The organism is Calidithermus terrae, assembly GCF_003574345.1.
GTDB classification, from domain to species: Bacteria; Deinococcota; Deinococci; order Deinococcales; family Thermaceae; genus Calidithermus; species Calidithermus chliarophilus.
Genome location: NZ_QXDL01000086.1, coordinates 1 through 16142, shown reverse-complemented (window position 1 = coordinate 16142; position 16142 = coordinate 1). Strand labels below are relative to the sequence as shown.

Here is a 16142-nt window from a genome sequence, read left to right as displayed (position 1 = left end):
GGTGGGGTGGTCGTACGTCGTACGCCGAACGCAAAACGCAAAACGCAAAACGCAAAACGCCTTGGCCCTCGGCCTTCGGCCTCCTATAAGATGACCCCGTGCAACTCGGCGTGTTGTTGAGCCCTGGTTTTCTCGAGGCCGAAGCTGCGTTAGCGCTGGAAGTGGCCCGACTTTTGAAGTGGGAGGCCTTCACCCTGGCGCGGGGGAGGACGGCGCTCGAGGGGGCCGGGGGTTCGGTCTGGACCCCGCGCTACGTGCTGGGCGCCCGTACGGCCTTCGACGTTCTCGTGATCCCCGGCGGCCCGCAGATGAGCAAGCTGGGCCGCGACCCCGACCACCAGGACTGGTTCGCCCAGGTCTGGGAGGGCTTGCGGGCGGTGTTCGCCGGCTCCAACGCCGCGCTGATGCTGCTCGAGCTCGGCCACCTCCAGCGCTCCCAACCCCTAGCTGCCCACCCCCTCGCGCTCGAGGCCCTGCGCGAACAAGGCTTCCGGCCCGAGCCCAAGCCGGTGCTCTGGCAGGGCAAGGTCTGCACCACGCGGGGCTACCTCGAGCTGGCGCGGGCGCTGCTGGAATGGGCCGGCTTCTCGGAAGAGGCCAGGGCGCACCTGGGGCTGTCGGTTTGAGGAATGTCGATGGTCGATAGCCGATAGCTGATAGCTAAACGCCGGGCGCGGGTCGTACGTCCTACGGCGTACGTCGTACGCCAAACGCCAGACGCGAGACGCCAGACGCCTTGTTCCCCTTTAGCAAGGGGGGTTGGGGGGATAGCCCCTCCCCGCGTGCGGGGAGGGAAGGGGTGGGGTCAACCACGAGCCTTTCGCTGATAGCTGATAGCTGATGGCTTACAGCTTTCCCTGGTACGCCAGGTCCAGAATCTCGACCGTGTGGTACATCGGGATTTCGTGCCCCAGCTTGCGCAGGTGGCTCTGAATTTGGGTAAAGCAGCCGATGTTGCCGGTGGCGATGGCCTGGGCGCCGGTGGCGAGGATGTTGCGGGCCTTGCGTTCGCCCAGCGTGGCGGCGATGGCGGGCTGCTCGAGGTTATAGGTCCCGGCGCTGCCGCAGCACAGCTCGCCTTCGGGGATCTCGAGCAGCTCGAGGCCCGGCACCGAGCGCAGCAGCTTGCGCGGCTCGGAGCGCACCTGCTGGGCGTGAGCGAGGTGGCAGGCGTCGTGGTAGGCCACCTTGAGGGGCTGCTTGAGGGCGGGGGGCTCGAGCAGGCCCAGGTTGGCGAGGAAGACCGACACGTCCTGCACGCGCTTGCTAAAGGCTTCGGCGGCCGGGTGCTCGGGCTCGCCCACGAAGAGCAGGCCGTACTCCTTGAGCCCCGAGCCGCACCCGGCGGCGTTGGAGAGGATGGCGTCCACGTCGGCGGGGAAGGCCTCCAGGTTCTGCCGGGCGAGGCCGATGGCGCGGCTGCGCTCGCCGGTGTGCAGGGCGGCGGCCCCGCAGCAGGCCTGGCCCCTGGGGATGAGCACCTCCACGCCGTTCTCGGCCAGCACCCGCAGGGTGGCCCAGTTGAAGTTGGGCTTGAGCACCTGCTGGGCGCACCCGGTCAGCAGCGCGACGCGGGCGCGGCGGGGGCCCTTGGCGGGGAAGAACTCGGGCAGGGGAGGGGCGGGCTCGAGGCGGTCGGGGAGGAGCTCGAGCGGCGCTTGCAGGGCCTTGGGGAGCAGCGGCTTGAAGACCTTGCCGATCTTGCCGAGCTGGGCGGCGGCGCGGAAGCGCTGGGGGTAGGGCAGCAGCTCCATGACGCCCAGGCGGAAGGCCTTCTGGAAGGGCGAGCGGTGGCGGCGGGGCTCGGCCCAGCCCCGGTAGGTGCTGACGAGCTCGCCGTAGGGCACGCCGGAGGGGCAGGCCGAGACGCAGCCCAAGCAGCCGAGGCACTTGTCGATGTAGGGGGCGGCGTCCTCAGGGTTCAGGTTGCCCTCGAGCACCTCCTTCATCAGGAAGATGCGCCCGCGGGGGCTGTCCATCTCCTCGCCCAGCACCTGATAGGTGGGGCAGGCGGGCAGGCAGAAGCCGCAGTGGACGCAGGCCTCGACGGCGTGGGCCATCACCTCGCCCTGCGGGCCGATGGATTGGGTGTCGATCTTGTGCTGCATAGCAATCAGGGGTCGAGCGAGAACCGCCGGGTGGGGTCGAGCGCGGCACGGACGCGGCGGGCGAAGCTGTGTTCCAAGTCTATCCCGAGCAGGGGCGACTTTAGCGTTTCCTTCACCGCGGGGTAGGCGTCGCCCCGCAGCACTATGCCGCAAAGCCCATGAGCTTTCAGCAAGCTATCCAGCTTTTCGGCGGCGTCGAGCCAGTTGAGGTAGAGCAGGTTCCCAGCAGCGACGTAGCGGCGGATCCCCGGGGGCAGGTCGCGCTCGAGCGCGGCGATCTTGCCGGGTTGGAGGGGCACCTTGACCAGGTAGCCGTGGCCCCACTCGAGCCGGCCCACGAAGCGCCAGTAGCCCCGCTCCCGCTCGCCCTCCATCAGCAGGGTGTGGGTGTCGGGGGGGTGGCCCAGGAAGGCCCGCAGGCGCTCGAGCCGGGAGGGCAGGGCTTCGGGCTGCCCGCCGAGGCGCAGCGTCAGGGTCGTGGGGTTGGTCTCGAGGTCGAGGGCGTAGAACTCCAGCGGCGAGGAGGCGAGCTCGTGCACGGCCTCGAGGGCGGGCTCGAGGCGCTCGAAGGTCACCTTGAAGGTGGCGGTGGCCCGGGGGGAGGGGAAGACCTTGAAGGCCAGCTCGACCAGCACCCCCAGTTGCCCCCGGCTGCCCACCATCAGCTTGGGCAGGTCGAAGCCGGCGGCGTTCTTGACCACCTTGCCGCCCCCGCGCACCGCGTTGCCCTCCCCGTCCACGAACTGCACGCCCAGGATGAAGTCACGCACCCCGCCGTAGCGCTGGCGCATCGGGCCAGAGAGCCCGGCCGCCACGGTCCCGCCCAGGGTGGCCCCCTGCTCGACGAAGGGCGGGTCGAAGGGCAGGTACTGGCCGTGCCGGGCCAGCAGGGCCTCGACCTCGGCCAGAGGGGTCCCGGCCAGGGCCACCAGCACGTACTCGGCGGGGTCGTACTCGAGCACCCCGCTCAGGCCGGTCATGTCGAGCACGGCCTGGCCCTCCCTCGGCGTGGAAAGGGCGGCCTTGGTGCCCCCACCCCTCGGCAGCAGCTTGGGGGTGGCCCTCACCGCCTCCAGGACCTCGGTGAGGGAGGTGGGCCTCACCCGGCCCTCCGCTTGCGCCACAGCGCGTGGGCCAGGCGGGCCTGCTCCTCCTGGTGCCCGTGCCAGACCGGGACTTCGTCGAGCTCCCAGTAGGCCAGGCCCAGGTCCTCGTGGGAGCCGCGCAGCTCGCCGCCCACCGCCTCGCAGAGGTAGACCGTGCTCACCAGGGTGAAGGCGGTGTACTCCTTCATGGGGAAGCGGGTGAACACGCCCACGAGCTCGAGCGGCCGCACCTCGAGCCCGGTCTCCTCCTTCGCCTCGCGCACGGCGCACTGCTCGGGGGTCTCGCCCACCTCCACCAGCCCGCAGGGCATGCACCAGCGGCGGTTGTCGCGGCGCAGCATCAGCAGGATGCGGCCCCCGGCGTCGAAGACGGCCGCGCCCGAGCCCACCTTGGGGGTCACGGCCCCGAGGTCCTTGAGCAGTTGCTCGCGCACCGCCTGCGGGGGGGCCTCGAGCAGCCGCCCGTAGTACTCGCTGGCGAGCTCGAGCAGTTGGCGGTAGCGCTCAGCGTCGTAGGGGTCCTTGCTGTAGTGAAGGCCGGTCTTGGCGATGGCCTGGATCTTCTCCAGCAGCGGCAGGGGGTCGGTGGTCATGCTATTCCCTCGAGAGGAGGCCCGCTTGCTCGAGCGGGTGGGGTCCGGAATGCCTGGGGGCACCTGTAGCAGCGGTGCCCTGGGGGAACATCTTGCCCCGGTTGGCGAGCTCGTCGGGGTCTAAGGCGCGGCGCAGGCGCTGCATGAGGGCGAGGTCGTTCTCGCTGAACATGGCGGGCATGTAGGCCCTTTTCTCCATGCCCACGCCGTGCTCGCCGGTGATGGAGCCGCCCAGCCCCACGCACAGCTTCAGGATCTCCCCGGCCAGCGCCTCGGCCTGCTCGAGCTGCCCCTTCACCTTGCCGTCGTAGAGGATGAGGGGGTGGAGGTTGCCGTCGCCGGCGTGGAAGACGTTGGCGACGCGCAGGCCGTACTGCTGGGAGAGGCGCTCGATCTCGAGCAGGGCCTGACCCAGCCTCGAGCGCGGCACCACCCCGTCCTGCACCAGGTAGTCCGGGCTCAGGCGGCCCACCGCCGAGAAGGCGGCCTTGCGGCCTTTCCAGATCTTCGCCCGCTCGTCGGCGTCCCGCGCCACCCGCACCTCGTAGGCCCCGGAGGCGGCGATGACCTCCCCCAGGTGCCTCGCCTCGGCCTCGACCTCGGGGGCCTCGCCCTCGAGCTCCACGATCAGCAAGGCCCGCGCGTCCATCGGGTAGCCCGCCTTCACCGCGGCCTCGGCGGCCTCGATCGCCAGGTGGTCCATGATCTCCATCGCCCCCGGCAACAGCCCGCTGGCGACCACCGCCGCCACCGCGTTGCCGGCCTTCTCGAGGCTGTCGTAGGCGGCCAGGACGGTGTGGTACTTCTCCGGCTTGGGCAGCAGGCGCAGGGTGACCTCCACCGCGATGCCCATCAGCCCCTCCGAGCCCACGAACAGCCCCAGCCAGTCGGGGCCGACGGCCTCGAGGCTCTGCGAGCCCAGCTCCACCACCTCGGCGTCCGGCAGCACCACCTTCGCGCCCAGCACGTGGTTGGAGGTCATGCCGTACTTCAGGCAGTGCGCCCCGCCGGAGTTGAAGGCCAGGTTGCCGCCGATGGTGCTCACGGGCTGGCTGCTGGGGTCAGGGGCGTAGTAGAGCCCGTAGGGCGCGGCGGCGTTGGAGACGTGGAGGTTGATGAAGCCGGGCTGCACCACCGCGACGCGCTCTTCGGGGTCGAGCTCGAGCAGCTTGTTCATGCGGTTGAGCCCGATCACCAGGCCGCCCTCGACGGGCAGCGACCCCCCCGAAAGGCTGGTGCCCGAGCCCCGGGCCACGAAGGGGACCTTGTGGCGCGCGCACCAGGCCACCGTCTGCACCACCTCCTCGGCGGTCTCGGGCAGCACCACCGCCAGGGGCCGGGCCCGGAAGGCGGTGAGCGCGTCCGACTCGTAGGGCGCGAGCTGGCCGGGCTGCACCAGCAGCCGCTCGGGCGGGTAGATGCGCCCCAATTCGCTCAGGGCAGGGTTCATGGGGTCCTCCTCGAGATCAGGATACGGTCTAAGGCCCGGTCGTCGCTGTGGGCGGGCCACGCTTGCACGGCGAGTGAGCGGCAGCATACTACCGCCCGGGCGCGCGGGTGAAGCGCCCATTGAAATTGTCCTCATGCCGGGCCGTATGCTGGGAAAGGAGGTGCATTTATGTGGCCGTTCGGTAAGTCGATTGCGGATCGGGTTAAGGACGCATTGAAGGAGCTGCGCATCACCCAGAACCTCGACCTCGACGTCAGGGAGCGCGGCGGGGTGGTGAGCTTTGCCGGGGAGGTGCCCAACGAGCGCTACCTGCGGCTGCTCGAGACCGTAGCCATGGGCGTCAACGGCGTGAAGAGCGTGGACACCAGCGGCGTGGTGTTCGCGGCATCGGCCCCCGAGCCCGAAGCGGCCACGGCCGAGCTCATCAAGGAGGCCGAGACCTCCTCGGCCATCGCCAAGGCCGTCTACAACAACATCCGCGCCAACGGCGAGCTCAAGGACGACCCCATCGACGTGCTGCAGAAGGGCACCGGGGTCGTCCTGCGCGGCGCAGTGGACAGCCAGCACGAGTACAACCTCGCGGTGCAGCTCGCGCAGGGCACCCCCGGCGTGGGCGAGGTGGACGCCAGCGGCCTCAAGGTGGTGGAGGGCGCCAAGCAGAAGGCCAAGGCCGAGGCGGGCTACGTCAACGTGCCCGACGAGTGGTACACCGTGCAGCCCGGCGACACCCTCTCCGAGATCGCCCTCAAGTTCTACGGCGACGGCACCCGCGAGTCCTACATGAAGATCGCCAGGGCCAACGGGATCGAGAACCCCGACCTGATCCGGGTGGGGCAGAGGTTGCAGATTCCGCGTTAGAGGGGTCGGTAGCCGGGCGCTGGGCGCGGGGCGCGGGTCGTACGTCGTACGTCCTACGCCAAACGCCAAACGCAAGACGCCCATTCTTTACCCCCCTTAGCAAGGGGGGTAGGGGGGATAAACCCTCCCCGCCGGCGGGGAGGGGTAAACCACGAGCCACAAGCTGACGGCTGACCGCTGAAAGCTGCCAGATGCGGGGCTCAGGTCGGTTTGCTCAGGGTGGCGACGTTCTGGTTGCCGCGCAGGATGTGGACGCGGACGCCTTCGGCCTCGAGCAGGCTTTTCTTCTTCAGCAGGCGCAGCATGCCGTCGGTCTTGCCGAACACCGGGCGGCCGCCCTCGCCGGGGCGCAGGTAGAAGCCTTCGGGCAGGGCGATGAGGTGGACGCGGCTGGCCCGCGCTCGCGCCCGCAGCGCGCCCTCGATGACCTCGCTCGAGGCCTCCTGCGTCAGCAGGATGAGGTTGACGCCGGGGGGCGGCACGGGGACCGCGCGGGGCTCGGCTTCGGGGTCGGCCAGGGCCAGGGCTTGCAGCATCCGGGCGAGGTGGTCGGTGCCGCGGCCAAGCCTGAGCTCGAGCCCCCCCACCGACAGCCCGAAGGCCAGCCCGTCGCGCTCGGCGGCGAGGAGCAGGCTGGCGGCGAGCGAGGCGGCGTGCTCGGCGTAGACCTCGCCCGGCTTGCCCTGCCCCTGCAGGTCGAGGTGCAGCCAGACCCCGCTGCTCTTGACCCTGGCGTACTCGCGCACCATGGGGCGGCCCTGGCGGGCGGTGGCCTTCCAGTGCAGCCGGTGCAGCGGGTCGCCCGGCGCGTACTCGCGCACCCCGGCGAAGCGGGAGGGGTCCTCGAGGCCCCCCGCCGCCTCGGGCCCGTCGGCCAGGAGGGTCAGGCGGAAGGCGGGGGAGTCGAGGGGGAAGGCCTCGGGGTAGGCCAGCACGCTCGAGCGCTCCTGCGGCAGGGACAGCTCGTGCTCGAGCAGCCCCAGCAGGTCCTTGACGAAGACCCGCACCCCCGGCAGCCGGTGTTCGCCCCGGTAGCGGGGGCTGTACTCCAGGGGCTCGCCGAAGCGGAACTCCCCCCACGCCAGGCCCCGCAGGCCGCCCGGCAGCAGCGAAAGCGAGCTCTGCCCCTCGCGCTCCAGGCGCACGTACACCGGCAGCGGGCTGTGCAGGCGCAGCTCGAGGGCCCCCTGCCCCTTGCGCCCCGGGAACAGCCGGGGCTGGTCGGCGCTGAGGCGCACCGTGCCCCGCACCAGCCGGGGGCTGTAGAGCAGCCCGGCCAGCAGCAGGAGCACGGTCACCAGCGCGAGCATCGCCGCTCCGCCCTGCGCCCGTTCACTCCAACCCCTCGAACAAGTCCTCCATCGGCCAGCGCGGGATGGGCCCCCGCGCCGCCCCCAGCGCGTAGTGCTCGTGGGTCTGGATCTCGCGCATCAGGGCGACGAACTCGGGGTCGGGGGGGTTGGAGACGGAGGCGAACTGCGAGACGTGGGCGCGGTTGGCCTGCCACTTGCGCTCGAGGTAGGGCTCCACGTTGAGCCGCACCGCGACGAGCCGGGGGTCCACGCCGAAGACCTTGGGGTCGTTCTCGCCCAGGAGGTTGGCGAAGCGCTCGCTCTGACGCATGCGTTCTAAGCTCGCCAGCGGCAGCACCCCGTAGAACAGGCGCTGGGGCGGGTTGGGCAGGTGGCTGCTGGAGAAGAAGGCGGCGGTGGTGGCCCGCTGCACCACCAGGTGATCGACGTGGCCGTAGCCGCCGTGGGGGTCGAAGGTGAGGATCACCTGCGGCTCGAGCCGGGCGATGACCTCGCGAATTCGCGCTTCGACCTCGAGCCAGCCCGCGTTCATCAGGGCCAGCGGGTTGTCCTGCTGCACGCGCTCCTTGCGCCCCGAGTCGTGGAAGCCCAGGAAGACGGGGGGCTCGATGCCCAGGATCTCGCAGGCCTTGCGCAGCTCCTGCTCGCGCAGGGCGCCGAGGTCGGCCACCTGGCCCAAGCTGGCGTCCTTGACCTGTCCGGCCTCGCCGCGGGTGGCGCAGGCCAGCACCACGCGGTAGCCTTTGGCCGCGTAGTGGGCGAGCGCGCCGCCGCTGAAGCCTTCGTCGTCGGGGTGGGCGTAGACCGCCAGGAGGGTTTTGGGCATGGGCTCACCTCGCTCAGGACTCTACCGGCACCGGCACCCGCTCGAGGATGACGTGCAACACGCTCTCGGGGGTGAGGCCCTCGAGCCGCGCCTCGTAGGCGAGGATCAGGCGGTGGCCCAGCACCGGGAAAACCGCGTCCTTGAGGTCGTCGGGGATCACGTAGTCGCGGCCCTCGAGCGCGGCCAGGGCCTGCGCGAAGCGCTCCAGCGCCAGCGCCGCGCGCGGGCTCGCGCCCAGCACCACGCCCTGCGCCTTGCGGGTGGCGGCCACGACCTCGAGCAGGTAGTCCTCCATCTCCGGGCTCACCCGCACCTTGCGCACGGCGCGCTGGGCCTCGAGCACGGCCTCGGCGGTGGTCACGGGCCCCAGCCCGTCGAGCGGGCTGGCCTGCCGCATGCGCCGCAGCATCTCCCGCTCGCTCTCGCCCTCGGGGTAGCCCAGCCGGACGCGGGCGGTGAAGCGGTCGAGCTGCGCCTCGGGCAGGCGGTAGGTGCCCTCCTGCTCGATGGGGTTCTGGGTGGCGATGACCAGGAAGGGCCGGGGCAGCGGGTGGGTGTGGCCCTCGAGCGTCACCTGCCCCTCGGCCATGGCCTCCAGCAGCGCCGACTGGGTCTTGGGGGTGGCGCGGTTGAGCTCGTCGGCCAGCAGCAGCCCGGTGAAGAGGGGGCCGGGCCTGAACTCGAACTCGCCCTGCCGGAACACGTAGACCCCGGTGAGGTCGGAGGGGAGCAGGTCGGGGGTGAACTGCACGCGGCGGAACTCGAGGCCCAGGCTCTTCGCCAGCGCCCGCGCCAGCGTGGTCTTGCCGGTGCCCGGCACGTCCTCCAGCAGCACGTGCCCGCCGGTGAGCAGCGTGGCTACCACCCGCCGCACCTCCTCGTGCTTGCCCACGATGACCTGCTCGACGTTCGAGCTGAGTTTGTCAAACCAAGTCTGGATCATGCTTCTTCCCTTTGCCGACCGCCCGTGGCGTCCGGGGCATAGCCGAAAGCGACAGGCACCAGCTCGGCCAGTCGCTCCGCCCGCTCGGCCTGGGCCTCGTCGGCGTAACCACCGTAGCGTACCGGTTCGTAGAGCCCGGTCAGTTCGTGAAGCTCGGCATGCACGGCCGAGCTATGCTTCCCTAACCGCGTGGCGTATTCGCGCGGGCTTTCGTACGCGGTGCGGGGGTAGCCCCGCTGCTCCATAAGCCGCAGGAACCGCTGGTAAGCCCGGCGGATGCGGCTTGCCGACGCCGCTTTTCCCTCCTCACCCCACCGGGGTGAAGCTTCAGAGGGATGCGACGGCTCCTTCTTCAGTTGCCTCGCGATGCTCCAGGCAACCGCCGACAGAACGACGACCGCCGTGAGCGCGGCGAGCAGGCCCACGACTGCGGCTGCGTCCAGGACGGGAAGCGCTGAACTGCCTCCTGGGGCCGCCGCCTGGTCGGCGCTCCCTCGCGCACCGGGAGGAAGCGCGGTGACCGGACCCTCCGCCGCACCGGCGTCCCCCCGGCTCAGGTGGAACCAGGCGAGAAGCATGCCCAGCCCGAACGACGCTACGAGCAGGGGCATCAAGTGCCCGCGGAGCAGTGGTTGTCCTCTCGCCCGGGCCCGGACCGCCAGCACGAAGGCGATGCCCAGGACCAGCACGGCCAGGGCCAGCGTGACTTGGATGAAAATGTCGAGCAGCGGGAGCGGGTTCGTCTGGGTGGAAACGGCGCGTGCCCGCTCGCTCGAGGCGAGGTTCCCGCCTTCTGGGAGGCCGGGCTCACCGCCGGGCTCGGCAGGGGCAGGGGGCTTCACGGCGTGAGCGCCAGGCTCCGCGACCTTGCCCGGCGGAGGGCCGTCCGTGGCTACGCCCAGTGGGGCCAGGGAGGCGCCAGCGGCCAACACCGCGGCGGCGGCCAACAGCCCGGCTGGCGCCTTAGGGGTCGTGACCCAGCGCCGGCCCAACTGCCCCGAAAGGCTCGCTTCCCTCGTCAGCGTCCACAACGATTGAATGAGGAGGACTATGCCCAGCATGTAGCCCTCTGGCCGCAAGGCGACGAGGGGCAGCAGGTACAGCACCGGAAACCTCGCGCCTCGAGACGCCGATAAGACCGTGAGGCTCAGAAAAAGCAACCCGAACGACACCAACCCCCAGGCACCGAAGGCCGCCAGGAGCGACTCCGGCGTAGCCTCGACCCCGAGAAAGTGATACAGTCCGGGCAGCGAGGAAAACCAGGCGAGGCCTTCCCTGTAGGGGGACCGCCATAACGCCCAAAACAAAATCACGCCGCAAACCAACCCCAGCCAGCTCTCCTTTGGCAATGCCAGGAAGGAGAAGATCAGTACCAGAGCCCCCTGTGCCTGCACCATCACTGGCTGAAAACGCATCAAGCTAACCTCATTCCTGGGATGTTGACCAAATAGTTATACATAATATAACCTAATAACGACCTAGCCGTGTAACCGCTCTAACACCTGTGCACCATAACCTACGCGATGTTCGCGCGCTAGGTCAGGAGGTCAGGCTCATGGTTAGGAGTGCGAGGTTGATGCTCGTGGCGCTCTTCCTGATAAGCCTCGGCGCCACGGCTGCGGTGAACGCTTCGGCGACCCCTGACAACGGCTGCGGGACGACGGTACACGACTGCCCATACACACAAATGTAAGCGAATTCGCGATGCTGGAATGGGTTCCCTTCCTGGCTTTTGCCTTACGCCCCGGTTGGTTTGCCTGGCGAGCAAGCTGGTCAGCCAACCGGGGTGATTTCGTTCTTCTACGCTTGCCCTTCCTGACGCGGTTATTGGCGACTTCCGCAAGAGGTCTATCGGGCAGGGCCACGAATTCGTTTTCAGCTCCCGGCCTGCCGCGCGTAGTTCCTCAGAAACATCCCGGCCGCCCTACGCATCCCGAAGCGCTCGTAGAAGGGGGCCAGCTCGGGCTCGCACGGCAGGTCGGCCATGTAGAAGCCCTCGAGCTGTTCGAGCATCCGCCGCATCAGCTCGCTCCCGACGCCGCGGCCCTGGTAGGGCGGGAGCACCTCGAGCAGGGGAATGTACGCGCTGAGCACGCCGTCGCTGATGGCGTTGACGAACCCCACGACCCTTTCGCCGTCCAGCGCCAGCACCACGTGGCTGCTGCCCTTCAGGATTCGCAGGTGGGTCTGGGGCGAGGGCGGGTTAGGCCAGCCGACGAAAAAGCCTTCCAACTGCTCGGGGGTGATGCCCTCGAGGCTTGAGGTGTAGATCAGGTCCACGCGTGCCCTCCTGCCAATAGCCAAGCTCGATCCTTCAAGCCGATCGCCAGCACCCGTGCAAGAATCAGCGAATTTTCCCAAGAAGCATGGCCCGATTGTACCTGCTACACTCGAGGCATGTCGGCCCGGCCTCTGCCCCCGAACCTCAGCCCGGAGGAGTACCTCGCGCTCGAGGAGAAATCTCCCGTCCGGCACGAGTATGTGGATGGTATCGTCTACGAAATGCCGGGTGAGTCCAAAGAACACGACGAGGTTGCCGGGAACATCTACACCGCGCTGCGCCCCGTGGCGCGTTCGCGGGGTTGCTGGGTCGCCTTCGAGGGCGTCAAGCTCTGGATTCCCCAGCTCCACCGTTACTACTACCCCGACGTGATGGTGCTGTGCGACCCGGCAGAAACCCAGAGCCACATTTTCCAGCGCCCGTGCTTCATCGCCGAGGTGACCTCGCCCACCACCGAGGCCACCGACCGGCGCGAAAAGCTTCAGGCCTACCGGAGCATCGAAAGCCTGTCCACCTACCTCATCGTTGACCCTGAGGCCCGCTGCGTGGACGTGTTCCACCGGGCTTCCGCGGGGTGGCAAACCCTGCGCCTCGAGACAGGCTCGGTGGACGTGCCTTGCCTGGGGTTCTCGCTCCCGCTCGAGGCCATATTCGAGGGCCTTTAGGGTCCGGCCTCGGGCGGGTAGCCCCCGAACGATGGCCGTCAGCCAGCCGTGCTCAGCCCTTATCCCACCAGACGACGACCACCGTCGCGGGGAGGTTCTCGGTGCGCCCGGCGGGTTCCCCGAGCTTTTTCCTGAGCCAGGCGAGCTTTTTCTCGATGGCCTCGAGGGAAGGCCCGTAAAAGCCCAGGATAAGCCGGCTTGCCGTAGCCCCCAGAGCTTCGTCCAGGTAACGCTGGGCCCAGGGTTGCTCGAACTCGAGGTCATCCCAGACGTTCCAGTAGACGAAGTCGAATCGGGGGGCAGGGCATAGTCGCTCAACTGCCTCAGCTCTCCGAGCCTGATGGGGGCGAGATGGCTGGCGTACTCGGGCAGCAGCCCGCGCGCCGCCTCGAGCCGCTGCGGGTCGGGGTCAATCCCGTAGGGGACAAGCGGATGGGGGCTCCACTCCAGCAGGCACCGCAGCAGGAGGCCATTCGCGCAACCGACGTCCAGAAGGGTGCCCGGGCGATGGATGGCTTTGGCGATCAGGCGACGCTGCTCCTCCCAGTCCGATAGGGTAGAAGCCATCAAACAGCTGCCCTCGAGCAGTTCACGCTCCCTATCCGGGTCGGCGAACAGGTGTTTTAGAGATTCAACAAAGTCTAGCTTAAGCGCTCGTAGGCGGGCAGGGTCAAGAACTCGCGGAACTCGGGCTGCAGCACCAGCTCGTCGAGCAATTGGGCGGCGGCCTCGAGGTTCTTCATCCCCGCCAGCTTAGCCATCTCCTCCCGCTTGAGCTGCTCGTAGAGCTCGCGGGTGAAGGGGCGGCCGTCCTCGAGCCTGGCCCCCTTGCGCAGCCACTGCCAGAGCTGGGCGCGGGAGATCTCGGCGGTGGCGGCGTCCTCCATCAGGTTGAAGATCGCCACCGCGCCGCTGCCGCCGAGCCAGGCCGCCATGTACTGCAGCTCCACGCTGATGTTGTTGCGCGCCCCCGCCTCGGTGACGGTGCCGCCGGGCACGTTGAAGTCGATGAGCTGCTCGGGGCGCACCTTGCCCTCGACGTCCTCGCGCAGGCGGTCCTTCTGGTTGGGCTTCTCGCCCAGCACCTTGTCGAAGACGCCGATGGCCACGGGCACTAAGTCGGGGTGGGCCACCCAGGTGCCGTCGAAGCCGTCGCCCGACTCGCGCTCCTTGTCCTTGGTCACGGCGGCGATGGCCCGCTCGTTAACCTCGGGGTCCTTGCGGCTGGGGATGAAGGCGGCCATGCCCCCGATGGCGTGGGCGCCGCGCTTGTGGCAGCTGCGCACCAGCAGCTCGGTGTAGGCGCGCATGAAGGGCACGGTCATGGTGATCTGGACCCGATCGGGGAAGATCACGTCCTCGGTGGCGAACTTCTTGATGCAGCTGAAGATGTAGTCCCAGCGCCCGGCGTTGAGCCCGGCGGCGTGGTCGCGCAGCTCGTAGAGGATCTCCTCCATCTCGAAGGCGGCCAGGATGGTCTCGATGAGCACGGTGGCGCGGATGGTGCCGCGCGGGATGCCCACGTAGTCCTGCGCGAAGTTGAACACGTCGTTCCAGAGGCGGGCCTCGAGGTGGCTCTCCAGCTTGGGCAGGTAGAAGTAGGGGCCCGAGCCGCGCTTCAGCAATTCGTGGGCGTTGTGGAAGAAGTAGAGCCCGAAGTCGAAGAGCGAGCCCGAGACCGGCTCGCCGTCCACCAGGACGTGGCGCTCGGTGAGGTGCCAGCCGCGCGGGCGCACCACCAGGGTGGCGGTCTTCTCGGCCAGGCGGTACTCCTTGCCCTCCGGCGAGGTGAAGCCGATGGTGCGGCGCACCGCGTCCATGAGGTTTTGCTGCCCCTGGACGATGTTCTCCCAGGTGGGGGAGAGGGCGTCTTCGCAGTCGGCCATGAAGACCTTGGCCCCCGAGTTGAGCGCGTTGATCATCATCTTGCGCTCGACGGGGCCGGTGATCTCGGTGCGGCGGTCGTCGAGGTCGGGGGGGGCCGGGGCCACGCGCCAGTCGCCCTCGCGGATGAAGCGGGTGTGCTCGAGCAGGCCCGGCTTCTCGCCCGCCGCGATGCGACGTGCCACCTCGGCGCGGCGCTGCAGCAAGCCCTTGCGCACCGCGCCGAACTCGCGCTGCAAGCCCGCCACGAAGGCCAGGGCCTCGGGGGTGAGCACGCTGTCGGAGGCCGGGAGCTTGGGGCCGGTGATCTCGATGCCTTTGGGTAGGGTCATGGGTTTCCTCCAGGGGGTGCCTAGGGCGTTGTCGGCCATCGGCCAGCGACGGCTTTCATGCTCATGAGCCTAGTCGTACCGGCCTCTGTTTGTCAATGTATGAACAGATTTTGCATTTGTTGAAAAATAGCCGGTCCTCGAGTAAGCTGGCCGCATGGAGAATAAACGCCGGCCCGGGCGCACCCGCAGCACCGAGGTGGGGGAGGTGCGCACGCTCGAGCGCGGCCTGCACCTGCTCGAGGCCCTCTCCGAGGCCGAGACCCTCTCCCTCTCCGAGCTCGCCCGGCGCACCGAGCTCTCGCCCAGCACCGCCTACCGGCTGCTCGAGACCCTCCGCAAGCGGGGCTTCGCCGACTGGGACGAAGACCGGGGCCTGTGGAAGGTGGGGCTGCGGGCCTACCAGGTGGGCTCGGCCTTCCTGACCCGGGGCGGGCTGGTGGACGCCGCCATGCCCGAGATGGAAAAGCTGGTGGACGAGCTCAACGAGACCGTCAACCTGGCCGTGCTTGACGGCAACGAGGCGGTCTACATCGCGCAGGTCGAGGGGCGGCAGCTCATCCGCATGTTCACCCGCATCGGGGCGCGGGCGCCGCTGTACTGCACCGGCGTGGGCAAGGCCCTGCTGATGGGCCACAGCGAGGCCGAGACCCGGCGCATGCTGGGCTCGGGCCCCTTCCGCCCCTTCACCGACCGGACGCTCACGACCCCCGAGGCCTTCCTCGAGGCCCTGCGCGAGTCCCAGCGGCGCGGCTTCGCCCTCGACAACGAGGAGCGGGAAGAGGGGGTGCGCTGCATCGCCGCGCCGGTGCGGGACAACCGCGGCAAGGTGGTGGCCTCCATGTCGCTCTCTGCCCCCGCCAGCCGCGTGCCCGACGAGCGCCTGGAGGGCCTGGGCCAGCGGGTGCGCCGCGCCGCCGACGCGGTCTCCGCCCGCCTGGGCTGGGCGGGCTAGGGGAGCTTCCACCCCGCGGGCAGCAGGGCCCGCACCGCGCCGTCGGCCAGCACTAAGCCGAAGCCGAAGCCGCTTTGGCTGTAGTAGTTCACCTCCACGCCCACCCCCAGCCCCGCGAAGTAGTTGAGGATGAAGTCCCCCAGCACCTGCACGCCCCCGCCGTACTCGAAGCTGGCGTTCACGCCCCGTGCCCCGGCGAAGGGCACCAGCGAGAGGCGCTCGAGCGCGTAGACCCCGTCCCCGGCCCGCCACTCCAGCCGCAGCGGGTAGTGCGCCGACAGGCGGGCCTCGCTGAGGACGGGGTCCGAGGCGTTCCAACCGTCCCGGTGGCCGCTGAGTTGCAGCGCTAGGTTCTGCTCGAGGACGCTCCCCGCCAGCGTGAACCGCCCCTCCCAGCCCGACAGCCGCGACGCCGCGCCCCCGACGCCCCAGCCCTGCTCGAGGTAGCCGAAGGGGTCGAAGCCGAGGTTGCCGAGGTCCAGGCGCGCGCCCGCGTCCCAGCCCGCGTCGCTGTAGTAGGCCGCGAAGGGCTGCAGGCGGTAGGCGGCGAGCCCCAGGCCGGGGAACTCGCCCACGCCACGGTAGGCCGGGCTGAGCCCCACGGCCCAGCCCCCCGGGCCGTAGCTCCCGGCGAGGGTCAGCCCCCACTCGAAGGTGGGGGTGAAGCTGTACTGCGCCTGCGCGGCCAAGCCGCCCGCCTCGGCCACGCCCAGCCCCACCTCGTAGGCGTGGATCCCGGCCACGTCGTTGCCGTAGAGGGTGGCCCCCAGCCCGAAGGCCCCCGGCCCCACCGGCAGCCAGTAGAGCGGCAGCAGGTGCGGGGCGTAGGGC

The 16142-nt window shown here is 69.6% G+C and carries 15 protein-coding genes; 4 read left to right on the top strand and 11 right to left on the bottom strand.

What is annotated here, in order from left to right; all coding sequences use genetic code 11:
• The first annotated feature begins 98 nt into the window (after positions 1-98).
• Positions 99-626, top strand: coding sequence for a DJ-1/PfpI family protein (locus tag Mterra_RS11185; protein WP_027892857.1), 528 nt, complete (start codon positions 99-101; stop codon positions 624-626).
• 219 nt (positions 627-845) lie between these two features.
• On the opposite strand, the gene glcF is transcribed toward Mterra_RS11185, so the two are convergent.
• The 4 genes from glcF to Mterra_RS11165 are packed head-to-tail and all read right to left on the bottom strand — an operon-like array spanning position 846 to position 5257.
• Positions 846-2108: a glycolate oxidase subunit GlcF gene (glcF, locus tag Mterra_RS11180; RefSeq protein ID WP_119315260.1), complete on the bottom strand. Its 1263-nt coding sequence runs from the start codon at positions 2106-2108 to the stop codon at positions 846-848.
• 5 nt (positions 2109-2113) lie between these two features.
• Positions 2114-3211, bottom strand: coding sequence for an FAD-binding protein (locus Mterra_RS11175; RefSeq protein ID WP_119315263.1), 1098 nt, complete (start codon positions 3209-3211; stop codon positions 2114-2116).
• Positions 3208-3807 carry an NUDIX hydrolase gene (locus Mterra_RS11170; protein WP_051304129.1) on the bottom strand — a complete coding sequence of 200 codons (600 nt, stop codon included), beginning with the start codon at positions 3805-3807 and terminating at the stop codon, positions 3208-3210. Before Mterra_RS11170 ends, Mterra_RS11175 begins: the two co-directional genes overlap by 4 nt.
• Position 3808: 1 nt before the next feature.
• The gene (locus Mterra_RS11165) at positions 3809-5257 is read right to left on the bottom strand and encodes an FAD-linked oxidase C-terminal domain-containing protein (protein ID WP_119315259.1); all 1449 of its coding nucleotides are present in this window, start codon (positions 5255-5257) and stop codon (positions 3809-3811) included.
• Positions 5258-5425: 168 nt separating this feature from the next.
• Between Mterra_RS11165 and Mterra_RS11160 the strand changes: the two genes are divergently transcribed.
• A complete protein-coding gene (locus Mterra_RS11160) occupies positions 5426-6115 on the top strand; it encodes a BON domain-containing protein (protein ID WP_119315258.1) in 690 nt (229 codons plus the stop codon).
• Between the two features lie 200 nt (positions 6116-6315).
• Here Mterra_RS11160 and Mterra_RS11155 read toward each other — a convergent pair whose 3' ends face one another.
• From Mterra_RS11155 to Mterra_RS11135, 5 genes are all read right to left on the bottom strand, one after another.
• Complete coding sequence (locus Mterra_RS11155) at positions 6316-7425, bottom strand: DUF58 domain-containing protein (protein WP_119315257.1); 1110 nt, start codon at positions 7423-7425, stop codon at positions 6316-6318.
• A gap of 22 nt (positions 7426-7447) precedes the next feature.
• The gene (locus Mterra_RS11150) at positions 7448-8254 is read right to left on the bottom strand and encodes a PIG-L deacetylase family protein (RefSeq protein WP_119315256.1); all 807 of its coding nucleotides are present in this window, start codon (positions 8252-8254) and stop codon (positions 7448-7450) included.
• 13 nt (positions 8255-8267) lie between these two features.
• Entirely contained in the window at positions 8268-9197 is a 930-nt protein-coding gene (locus tag Mterra_RS11145; RefSeq protein WP_119315255.1) for an AAA family ATPase, read from the bottom strand.
• Positions 9194-10612: a DUF4129 domain-containing protein gene (locus tag Mterra_RS11140; RefSeq protein ID WP_245971601.1), complete on the bottom strand. Its 1419-nt coding sequence runs from the start codon at positions 10610-10612 to the stop codon at positions 9194-9196. Before Mterra_RS11140 ends, Mterra_RS11145 begins: the two co-directional genes overlap by 4 nt.
• Positions 10613-11072: 460 nt before the next feature.
• Positions 11073-11477: a GNAT family N-acetyltransferase gene (locus Mterra_RS11135; protein ID WP_218022924.1), complete on the bottom strand. Its 405-nt coding sequence runs from the start codon at positions 11475-11477 to the stop codon at positions 11073-11075.
• 117 nt (positions 11478-11594) lie between these two features.
• Between Mterra_RS11135 and Mterra_RS11130 the strand changes: the two genes are divergently transcribed.
• Positions 11595-12143: a Uma2 family endonuclease gene (locus Mterra_RS11130; protein ID WP_119315253.1), complete on the top strand. Its 549-nt coding sequence runs from the start codon at positions 11595-11597 to the stop codon at positions 12141-12143.
• 641 nt (positions 12144-12784) lie between these two features.
• Here Mterra_RS11130 and aceB read toward each other — a convergent pair.
• Positions 12785-14359, bottom strand: a complete 1575-nt coding sequence (gene aceB, locus Mterra_RS11120; protein ID WP_119315261.1) for a malate synthase A — start codon at positions 14357-14359, stop codon at positions 12785-12787.
• Positions 14360-14513: 154 nt separating this feature from the next.
• Between aceB and Mterra_RS11115 the strand changes: the two genes are divergently transcribed.
• Positions 14514-15311, top strand: a complete 798-nt coding sequence (locus Mterra_RS11115; protein WP_119315251.1) for an IclR family transcriptional regulator — start codon at positions 14514-14516, stop codon at positions 15309-15311.
• Here the strand turns inward: Mterra_RS11115 and Mterra_RS22305 are convergent.
• Positions 15308-16142: hypothetical protein (locus Mterra_RS22305; RefSeq protein ID WP_170159632.1), on the bottom strand; the 835-nt coding region annotated here is incomplete at its 5' end. The two genes, Mterra_RS11115 and Mterra_RS22305, sit on opposite strands and share 4 nt — an antisense overlap.

Bases quoted from the DNA above. Each gene is read 5' to 3' on its own strand.
- aceB (WP_119315261.1), bottom strand. From the start codon at position 14,359: ATGACCCTACCCAAAGGCATCGAGATCACCGGCCCCAAGCTCCCGGCC.
- Mterra_RS11140 (WP_245971601.1), bottom strand. From the start codon at position 10,612: ATGCGTTTTCAGCCAGTGATGGTGCAGGCACAGGGGGCTCTGGTACTG.
- Mterra_RS11145 (WP_119315255.1), bottom strand. From the start codon at position 9,197: ATGATCCAGACTTGGTTTGACAAACTCAGCTCGAACGTCGAGCAGGTC.
- Mterra_RS11155 (WP_119315257.1), bottom strand. From the start codon at position 7,425: ATGCTCGCGCTGGTGACCGTGCTCCTGCTGCTGGCCGGGCTGCTCTAC.
- Mterra_RS11165 (WP_119315259.1), bottom strand. From the start codon at position 5,257: ATGAACCCTGCCCTGAGCGAATTGGGGCGCATCTACCCGCCCGAGCGG.
- glcF (WP_119315260.1), bottom strand. From the start codon at position 2,108: ATGCAGCACAAGATCGACACCCAATCCATCGGCCCGCAGGGCGAGGTG.
- Mterra_RS11160 (WP_119315258.1), top strand. From the start codon at position 5,426: ATGTGGCCGTTCGGTAAGTCGATTGCGGATCGGGTTAAGGACGCATTG.
- Mterra_RS11115 (WP_119315251.1), top strand. From the start codon at position 14,514: ATGGAGAATAAACGCCGGCCCGGGCGCACCCGCAGCACCGAGGTGGGG.
- Mterra_RS11170 (WP_051304129.1), bottom strand. From the start codon at position 3,807: ATGACCACCGACCCCCTGCCGCTGCTGGAGAAGATCCAGGCCATCGCC.
- Mterra_RS11150 (WP_119315256.1), bottom strand. From the start codon at position 8,254: ATGCCCAAAACCCTCCTGGCGGTCTACGCCCACCCCGACGACGAAGGC.
- Mterra_RS11130 (WP_119315253.1), top strand. From the start codon at position 11,595: ATGTCGGCCCGGCCTCTGCCCCCGAACCTCAGCCCGGAGGAGTACCTC.